Annotated in this window: 10 protein-coding genes; 7 read left to right on the top strand and 3 right to left on the bottom strand. The window is 43.8% G+C overall.

From position 1 onward, the window contains the following. Positions 1 to 1,169: HlyC/CorC family transporter (locus A3766_RS12635; RefSeq protein WP_068642290.1), on the bottom strand; the 1,169-nt coding region annotated here is incomplete at its 3' end. 32 nt (positions 1,170 to 1,201) lie between these two features. Next, positions 1,202 to 1,999, bottom strand: a complete 798-nt coding sequence (locus tag A3766_RS12630) for an inner membrane protein YpjD (RefSeq protein WP_068510840.1) — start codon at positions 1,997 to 1,999, stop codon at positions 1,202 to 1,204. An 85-nt stretch (positions 2,000 to 2,084) separates the two neighbouring features. On the opposite strand from A3766_RS12630, the gene ffh reads away from it, so the two are divergent. From ffh to A3766_RS12595, 7 genes are all read left to right on the top strand, one after another. Further along, the gene (ffh, locus tag A3766_RS12625) at positions 2,085 to 3,452 is read left to right on the top strand and encodes a signal recognition particle protein (RefSeq protein ID WP_068510837.1); all 1,368 of its coding nucleotides are present in this window, start codon (positions 2,085 to 2,087) and stop codon (positions 3,450 to 3,452) included. A gap of 183 nt (positions 3,453 to 3,635) precedes the next feature. After that, entirely contained in the window at positions 3,636 to 3,884 is a 249-nt protein-coding gene (rpsP, locus tag A3766_RS12620) for a 30S ribosomal protein S16 (RefSeq protein WP_068510835.1), read from the top strand. 55 nt (positions 3,885 to 3,939) lie between these two features. Next, positions 3,940 to 4,482 (top strand): ribosome maturation factor RimM, encoded by a 543-nt coding sequence (gene rimM, locus A3766_RS12615; RefSeq protein ID WP_068510833.1) that lies wholly within the window; start codon positions 3,940 to 3,942, stop codon positions 4,480 to 4,482. A 161-nt stretch (positions 4,483 to 4,643) separates the two neighbouring features. Then, a complete protein-coding gene (gene trmD / locus A3766_RS12610; protein WP_068510832.1) occupies positions 4,644 to 5,417 on the top strand; it encodes a tRNA (guanosine(37)-N1)-methyltransferase TrmD in 774 nt (257 codons plus the stop codon). 38 nt (positions 5,418 to 5,455) lie between these two features. Further along, entirely contained in the window at positions 5,456 to 5,812 is a 357-nt protein-coding gene (gene rplS / locus A3766_RS12605) for a 50S ribosomal protein L19 (protein WP_068509094.1), read from the top strand. A gap of 90 nt (positions 5,813 to 5,902) precedes the next feature. Further along, the gene (xerD, locus tag A3766_RS12600; RefSeq protein WP_068510830.1) at positions 5,903 to 6,787 is read left to right on the top strand and encodes a site-specific tyrosine recombinase XerD; all 885 of its coding nucleotides are present in this window, start codon (positions 5,903 to 5,905) and stop codon (positions 6,785 to 6,787) included. 139 nt (positions 6,788 to 6,926) lie between these two features. Continuing rightward, positions 6,927 to 7,643, top strand: a complete 717-nt coding sequence (locus tag A3766_RS12595) for a DsbC family protein (protein WP_068510827.1) — start codon at positions 6,927 to 6,929, stop codon at positions 7,641 to 7,643. A gap of 54 nt (positions 7,644 to 7,697) precedes the next feature. Here the strand turns inward: A3766_RS12595 and A3766_RS12590 are convergent, their stop codons facing one another. Beyond that, positions 7,698 to 7,910: a hypothetical protein gene (locus A3766_RS12590; protein ID WP_068507676.1), complete on the bottom strand. Its 213-nt coding sequence runs from the start codon at positions 7,908 to 7,910 to the stop codon at positions 7,698 to 7,700. Positions 7,911 to 8,262 lie beyond the last annotated feature (352 nt).

Here is an 8,262-nt window from a genome sequence, read left to right as displayed (position 1 = left end):
GGGGTGTCAGGTATGGTTTCGAGAGTTTCCGTTATCAAGCCGTTAAGTGTCTTCGGACCGTTGACAGGTAGGTTCCAGCCAAGTGTTTTGTTAATATTTCGAATCGTGGCTGTGCCATCGATGAGAAATGAACCATCTTCTTGAGGTGTGATGTCTTGGCTGCTGCTTGAAGAGTAATCAGTAGTGAACTCCCCAACAATTTCCTCCAGAATATCTTCCATTGTGGCAATGCCGAGAGCGTCGCCATACTCATCAACTACAATGGCAATTCGACGTTTCTCCCGCTGGAAGTGTATTAGCTGGGTGTTGAGTGTAGTACTCTCAGGAGTGAAGTAAGGTTCTCTGCAAGCTTGAAGTAGCATGGCTTTGTTCGGTTCGTCATTTGAAAGTACGCGAGTCATGCTGCGAAGGTGTAGGATGCCAATGATGTTGTTTATATCGCCCTTGTATACGGGGAGGCGTGTGTGTTGGGTGGTTTTTAGTTGCTGAAAAATATCATCCAGGTCATCGTCTATATCGATGCCAACAATCTCGTTTCTGGGAATCATGATGTCGTTAACGGTGACTTTCTCTAGGTCTAGAATCCCCAGTAGCATTTCCTGGTGTTTGCGTGGGATCAAGGTGCTAGATTCATTAACAAGTGTTCTCAGTTCTTCTCGGCTTAGGTGGTTTTCTTCTTCTCCGTTTGTACTAAAGCCGAGTTTTGTTAATAGGAAGTTAGTAACAAGGTTAACTGACCAGACAGCTGGGTAGAGTAGCTTTAGTAGAGGTTTTAGTATGTGTGCGGCGGGAAAGGCAACCTTTTCCGGGTGGTAGGCTGCAATGGTTTTAGGTGTTATCTCAGCAAAAATTAGTATAACTAGCGTCAAGATTGCGGTTGCAATTGCGATGCCTGCGTCACCCCATAGTCGAATGGCAATGACCGTTGCTATTGACGAGGCTAGTATGTTTACAAAGTTGTTTCCAATTAGGATGACGCTAATTAATTGATCGGTTCGATCTAGTAGATTGCTGGCTTTCTCCGCGCCTTTATGGCCATTTTTCTTTAGGTGTTTAAGTCTGTAGCGATTGAGCGACAGCATGCCAGTTTCTGAGCTAGAGAAAAAACCAGATAAAATGATTAGAAAAAGCAGAAATAGTAATAGAGAAGGTATAGAGGCGTCGTTCAATGTTGTTTACCGTTTATATGAAGGTTGTCGGGTTATTTGCTTATTGTTTCAAGAACTAGCTTGCTACCGAAAAAACCTAGCATTAGAAGGCTAAAGCCCCAAAGTGTCCATTTGCTGGCTGTGATTCCTCTCCAGCCATAAATTTTTCTGCCTGCGAGTAGTGCAGAGAATGTGAGCAGAGCAAGAATTGATAAAACGGTTTTGTGTGCCAAGTGTTGAGCGAATAGGTCATCGACAAAAATGAAACCGGCGAGAATGGCAAGAGCAAGCAGGATAGTGCCGCTCCATAGCATTTCAAACAGTAAGTTCTCCATGGTCAGGAGTGGCGGCAAATTGCGCATTAGTATAGTGTGGTTTCGCTTCTTTAGGTTGTTGTTCTGCATATGAACAAGTAATGCTTGTACGGCGGCAATCGAAAAGACGCTGTAGGCAATGAGTGATAATATAACGTGTATAAAGATGCCGCTGCTTTGTGGTGAGAATGATTGGCTGCTGTCGTTAAAGGCGAGTAGGGTGATTACGCTAAGTGCAGCGCAAGGGTAAACGGCAAGAAAAATTGCTTGGAGTGGTTTTCTGCTGGATGCCAATAAAAGCCCGATAACAATAACGCAGGCGATAAGTGATGCTGAGTTTGAGAAGCTAAAGGCGGCGTAGTTGTCACGGAAGGTTTGCTCTAAAGTAACTATTAGCTGCAAGCTTGCCGCACTGGCTCCGATTAAAAGGGAGATGAAGTGCTTGGCATTAATTTTTCTGAGATACACGAGGGTTTGATAGATTGTCCCTGTGAAATACAGTCCGACCGACAAAAAACTGAGTACAAAGATATTCATTATTTAGCTTGATGTTCAACTTATGGCTGTTAAATGGTTATAATGCGCCGTTTGCAATTACATAGCAATAATATAGAGATTAAACATGTTTGAAAATCTGAGCGATCGCTTATCAGAGAGTCTTAAAAAAGTTACCGGCAAAGCCCGCTTAACTGAAGATAATATTAAAGGAACTTTGAGAGAGGTTCGAATGGCATTGCTTGAGGCTGATGTGGCTTTGCCAGTCGTTAAACAATTTATTGGGCAGGTTAGAAAGCGCGCGATTGGTTATGAAGTCATGCGTAGCTTATCGCCCGGTCAGGCATTTATTAAGATAGTGAATGCTGAGCTGGTTGAAATGATGGGGGCTCAGTCAGAAGGCTTGAGTTTAAATGCCCAACCTCCGGCTGTTGTTTTGATGGCGGGTTTACAGGGTGCGGGTAAGACTACCTCTGTTGCCAAGCTGGCTCGTCACTTGTCTGAGCGGGAAAAGAAAAAGGTAATGGTTGTGAGTGCGGATGTTTATCGTCCTGCGGCGATCAAGCAGCTTGAAACATTGGCTGGAGAGGTGGGAGCGAACTTCTTCCCGAGCACCACTGATCAGAAACCAATCGATATTGCTAATGCAGCGATATCTGAAGCCAAGAAAACCTTTTGCGATGTCTTGATTGTCGATACAGCGGGTCGATTGGCTATAGATGATGAAATGATGCTTGAGATTAAAGAGTTGCATCAGGCGATTACTCCGGTAGAAACCTTATTCGTTGTTGACTCTATGACGGGGCAGGATGCAGCAAATACTGCGAAGGCCTTTGATGAGGCTCTGCCATTGACGGGTGTTATTCTGACAAAAGCTGATGGCGACTCCCGTGGTGGTGCGGCATTGTCTGTGCGCCATATTACCGGCAAGCCTATCAAGTTTATGGGGATGGGTGAAAAAGTCGATGCATTAGAGCCGTTTTATCCGGATCGTTTGGCTTCTCGAATTTTGGGGATGGGTGATGTTCTGACTCTGATTGAAGAGGCTGAGCGTAATCTTGATAAGAAGAAAGCTGAAAAACTTACTAAAAAGATCAAAAAGGGTAAATCCTTTGATTTAGAAGATTTTCGCGACCAGTTGCAACAAATGAAAAACATGGGTGGTGTTGGTAATTTGCTGGATAAGTTGCCGGGTATGGGGCAGATGGCAGAGGCTGCACAACAGCAAGTTAATGATAAGTCTTTAGGGCAGATGGAAGCGATTATATCCTCGATGACGCCCAAAGAACGTCGCTTCCCTGATACTGTTAACAATTCTAGAAAACGTCGTATAGCGGCAGGTTCAGGTACGCAGATTCAAGATATTAATCGTCTGTTAAAGCAGCACAAGCAAATGCAAAAGATGATGAAGAAATTTTCTTCTAAAGGCGGTATGGCGTCGATGATGAGGGGGATGAAAGGAATGATGCCTCCAGGCGGCGGTGGACCGTTTTAAGTGTTAAGAAAAACTGGAAATCGCAGCAGGGCGCTCTGAATTATTGCGATATTGTAAAAAAACAGAAATTAGTGTTTTCAATTCTAGAGTAATGCTCTAGAATATGCGCCCTTTCGAGCGCCGTCATCCTGCTTTGCGGGTGTGGTGTGGGAATTTTTTAACTGGAATCAGGATTTACAACGAATGGTTACTATCCGTTTATCTCGTGGTGGCTCTAAGAAGCGCCCATTTTATCATCTAACAGTTACAGACAGCCGTTCTTCACGTGATGGTCGTTATTTGGAACGTGTTGGTTTTTTCAATCCTTTGGCACGTGGCCAGGAAGAACGTTTAAGAGTTGATTCTGACCGTGTTCAGCACTGGTTAGATAAAGGTGCTCAGACTTCTGACCGAGTTAAGACACTTTTGAAAGAGTCTGCTAAAGCTGCGTAAGGCCGTTTAAGTAGTCTGGAAAGCTAACATTGATACCGGCTGGAAATAATTACTCATGAGCAAAGCTACAGAAAAAGCTGTAATGGGTAAGATTACCTCGGTATACGGTGTTAAGGGTTGGGTGAAGGTGTTTTCCTATACTCAGCCTAAAGAAAATATTTGCCAATATAAAAATTGGACTCTCGAAGGTGGCAGCAAGAACGGATCGGTAACCGTGCTTAGCTGCAAAGCTCATGGCAATGGTCTGGTCGCCCAGTTAAAGGGGTGTCATGATCGCGATGAGGCTAAGCAGTATTGTGGTTCGTTGATTTCTGTACCTCGAGAAGAATTGCCGGAACTGCCTAGCGGTGATTACTACTGGCATCAGCTTCAAGGTCTGAAAGTATTTGCTTCAGGGTCTGATGTAGAAGAGAAGGTTTTACTTGGTCGTGTTGATCATTTGATTGAAACCGGATCTAACGATGTTTTGGTAGTAAAAAAGTGTAAGGATAGCTTGGACGGTAGGGAGCGATTAATTCCTTACTTGCCAGATCAGGTTGTCTTGGCGGTAGATCTGGAAGCAGGATCCATTGAAGTTGATTGGGATCCGGAGTTTTAGTTTGTAAAGCGCTGATTGCGGTACTTGCGGGGCGTTTTTATATAGGCACTACTTAATCAGTTCTGTAAATCAGTTCTGGCATAAGGGATTGGTTCTTTAAGTGGTGCAAAGATAGAAACTTGCTGGTCAATGTGGTGTGACTGGCTTAGAGATGTGAATGTATGCATTTTGGACTGGTTACGCTTTTTCCTGAAATGTTTCGCTCTCTAGAAGATCATGGTGTCGTTGGGCGGGCAGTAAAGAAAGGGCTAATAGCTCTGGATTATTGGAATCCTCGAGAGTTCACCCATGATAAGCACCGTACGGTCGATGATAGACCTTATGGTGGTGGCCCGGGAATGTTGATGAAAGTGCAGCCTTTGCAGGATGCTATTCACGACGCTAAGGCAAAGATGGTGCAGGACCTAAAGCACGATCAGCCCGAGAAGGTGGTATCACTACGTACTGTATACCTGTCACCTCAAGGACAGCGCCTAGACCATAAGAAAGCTGTGGAACTGGCTGAATATGACGGATTGATTTGCGTCTGTGGTCGATATGAGGGAGTTGACGAGCGCTTAATCGAAGCTGAAATTGATGAAGAAATATCAATTGGTGATTTCGTATTGAGTGGTGGTGAGCTTGCTTCAATGGTATTGCTGGATACCATTTCCAGGTTAATACCTGGGGTATTGGGGCATAGTGAGTCGGCAACCGAGGATTCGTTTGCTAGTGGTTTGTTGGATTGTCCTCACTATACTCGTCCAGAAGTTTTTATGGGTAAGCCGATTCCTGATGTTTTGATGTCGGGTAATCATGAAAAAATTCGCCGCTGGCGCCTTAAACAATCCTTGGGGCGAACATGGCAGCGACGTCCAGAGTTGCTGGACAAAATAGAATTAGATAGCGAGCAGCAGACTCTGTTGCAAGAATTTATTAGAGAAGTGAATCGGTAGGCCTGAGGCTTTAGGTTTATCATTTTTAGGAGTGTAAAATGAGCAGCAAGAATAACATTATCAGCGCCTTAGAAGCTGAGCAAATGACGGCAGAGATTCCAGAATTCGGCCCTGGTGATACAGTCGTTGTTCAAGTAAAAGTTAAAGAAGGTAACCGTGAGCGTCTACAGGCCTATGAAGGTGTTGTTATCGCTAAGCGCAACCGTGGTCTTAACTCTTCTTTCACGGTTCGTAAGATTTCTTACGGTGTTGGTGTTGAGAGAACATTCCAGACTTTCAGTAAGCAGGTTGATAGCATCGAAGTTAAGCGTCGTGGTGATGTTCGTCAGGCTAAGTTGTACTACTTGCGTGAGCTAAGTGGTAAGGCTGCTCGAATTAAAGAGAAGTTGAGCTAAGTTTTAATACTGCTTAATTTATCTTTTAAAAAAGGCAAGTGGCTTTAGGGCGCTTGCCTTTTTTGCTTTCTCCTTGGTGGTGAATGGGTGATGACGTATACAGAGCGTTTTCTTGACACTTTGTGGCTAGAGAATGGGCTAAGTGACAATAGCTTGTCTGCTTACCGATCCGATTTAAAGCAATTTGCTTCGTGGCTCCATAAAAAGCGCACTTTAGAGCTACATCAGGCTGGCGAAAGTGATATCTATGATTATCTATCGGACTGCTTGGAAAGAGGGCTTAAGTCTTCGTCCAGTTCACGCTTATTATCCTGTTTAAGGCGCTTCTACCGCTTTCTAGTGCGCGAAAACATAATCGCCATAGACCCAACACTCAATATAGATAACCCCAAGTTGCCGCGTATGCTGCCCAGTTCTCTTACTGAAGCAGAGGTTGAGAAGTTATTGGCGGCTCCGGACGTTTCTGAGGTGCTTGGCTTGCGTGATAGGGCAATGTTAGAGGTTATGTATGGCTCCGGCCTAAGGGTGTCAGAATTGGTATCCCTGAATTTTGAGCAACTAAATGTCCAGCAAGGCTTAATTCGTTTATTTGGAAAGGGTGGTAAGGAGCGTTTGGTTCCTGTGGGGGAGCCGACCTTGGATTGGCTGGACGAATACTTGTCGAAAGCCAGGCCAGAGCTAGCGGGCTCATCTGGGTGTCACGTCATCTTCCCAAGTTCTCGATCACAGCAAATGACAAGGCAAACATTCTGGCATCGAATTAAAAAGTATGCGATTGAGTCCGGTATTAACAAAAAATTATCACCTCATACCTTAAGACATGCTTTCGCAACTCATCTCTTGAATCATGGTGCAGACTTGCGTGTTGTACAGCTATTACTGGGGCATGGAAATTTGTCAACAACTCAGATTTACACTCATATAGCTAAACAGCGCTTATACGATTTACATCAAGATTTTCATCCTAGAGCCTAGTACTACATAACAAAATGTTAACGATAAGTTCTTGTAGATGAACTTAATTCCGTTTAGCTTGTCATACAAATAATGTTCAATTAAAAAACGGCTTGGTTTTTTGCCAAGCCTTACATAGGTTTTAATTATAGAGGTTTGTATGCGTTTAGTTCGGTATATTATCTGTCTAAGTCTGCTGTTTTCGCTCACGGCGAATGCTGATGAGGCTCAGGTTCGAAAAAGCTTATCCGAGGCAATGCCGGGTTTGAAATTGAGCTCGGTCGAGATGAGTGAGATTGTTGGTATGTACCGGGTTACAACCTACTCAGGTGAAGCTTTATTTGTCAGTTCTGATGGTAAGTTCTTTCTAACCGGTGATCTGTATGCAACGAAGACAGGGCGAATTGAAAACCTGACTGAAAAGCGTCGCGAGACCGCCAGAATTGAGCAAATTTCTTCAGTTCAGGGTAAGGATAAAATTGTATTTCCTGCAAAGGGTGAAACCAAGGCTCGTATAGCAGTATTTACTGATATTGATTGTGGTTATTGCCGTAAGCTTCATAGAGAAATTCCAGCTTTGAATGATATGGGGATAGAGGTTAGTTATCTGGCATATCCGCGTGCAGGTGTTGGGAGTGACTCATATGGTAAATACGTATCAGCATGGTGTGCTGAAGATAAGCTCGAAGCGATGACTGATGCTAAGAATGGTAAGTCAATTCCCGAAAAGACTTGCGCCAACCCTGTACAGGACCAGTATATGTTAGGGCAGGCAATGGGAATAAGTGGCACGCCGGCAATTGTTTTAGAAAGTGGTCGTTTAATTCCAGGTTATTTAAATGCCCAAAAACTTGGGAAAGCGCTTGGTGTTCTATAGTTGCTAGCTAATAAAAAAAGGCCCTCATCGGGCCTTTTTTTATCGCTGTCGAATTTAACACCTAAACCCCTTGTCTTTTCTGCGTGAGTCGCATTCTTTTTTGATGTTGTTGCAGCGCTGAGCTCCGGCTGGAGAAAGTTTGTTGTAGTCACAGTCACGATAAGCTTTTCTAAGTTCCGCGTCACTATAGCCGCTAAAGGCGCCACCACATGAAGAAAGTAAGGTGCTGAAGATAATAAAGCAGATGCCGGTTAAGTATTTAGTCATGGATTTGATTCTTGTTTATTTAAGTTTTCAGAAGTATAGCTGTGAAGAAATGATCTGCTAGTAAAAAATATGCGGGTCTCAAAATAAGTTGTGGTGCCATTCTTTTTCTTTGATGAAAAGGTATACTATCCGCCAAAATATTTTAAGGCTACAGGGTAGCAGCTATTTAGTCGTTGCTTTGCTTTAAGTCAGAATGAATTCGTGATCGTGAGGAATATATCTTGAGCTCCGTTAAGATTGGAATATGTGGTCTAGGTACCGTCGCTAGTGGCGTGATTAATGTCTTGAAACGAAATCAACAGGATATTACTGCCCGAGCAGGCTGTCAGGTTGAGGTGATTCAAGTCGCCTC

Source organism: Oleiphilus sp. HI0132 (assembly GCF_001635845.1).
The sequence above is the reverse complement of the archived record's forward strand: the minus strand, read 5'-3'. Positions and strand labels throughout refer to the sequence as shown.

What these genes read in the sequence shown, in the direction of transcription:
- A3766_RS12630 (WP_068510840.1), bottom strand. Translation starts at nt 1,999, where the DNA reads ATGAATATCTTTGTACTCAGTTTTTTGTCGGTCGGACTGTATTTCACA.
- ffh (WP_068510837.1), top strand. Translation starts at nt 2,085, where the DNA reads ATGTTTGAAAATCTGAGCGATCGCTTATCAGAGAGTCTTAAAAAAGTT.
- rpsP (WP_068510835.1), top strand. Translation starts at nt 3,636, where the DNA reads ATGGTTACTATCCGTTTATCTCGTGGTGGCTCTAAGAAGCGCCCATTT.
- rimM (WP_068510833.1), top strand. Translation starts at nt 3,940, where the DNA reads ATGAGCAAAGCTACAGAAAAAGCTGTAATGGGTAAGATTACCTCGGTA.
- trmD (WP_068510832.1), top strand. Translation starts at nt 4,644, where the DNA reads ATGCATTTTGGACTGGTTACGCTTTTTCCTGAAATGTTTCGCTCTCTA.
- rplS (WP_068509094.1), top strand. Translation starts at nt 5,456, where the DNA reads ATGAGCAGCAAGAATAACATTATCAGCGCCTTAGAAGCTGAGCAAATG.
- xerD (WP_068510830.1), top strand. Translation starts at nt 5,903, where the DNA reads ATGACGTATACAGAGCGTTTTCTTGACACTTTGTGGCTAGAGAATGGG.
- A3766_RS12595 (WP_068510827.1), top strand. Translation starts at nt 6,927, where the DNA reads ATGCGTTTAGTTCGGTATATTATCTGTCTAAGTCTGCTGTTTTCGCTC.
- A3766_RS12590 (WP_068507676.1), bottom strand. Translation starts at nt 7,910, where the DNA reads ATGACTAAATACTTAACCGGCATCTGCTTTATTATCTTCAGCACCTTA.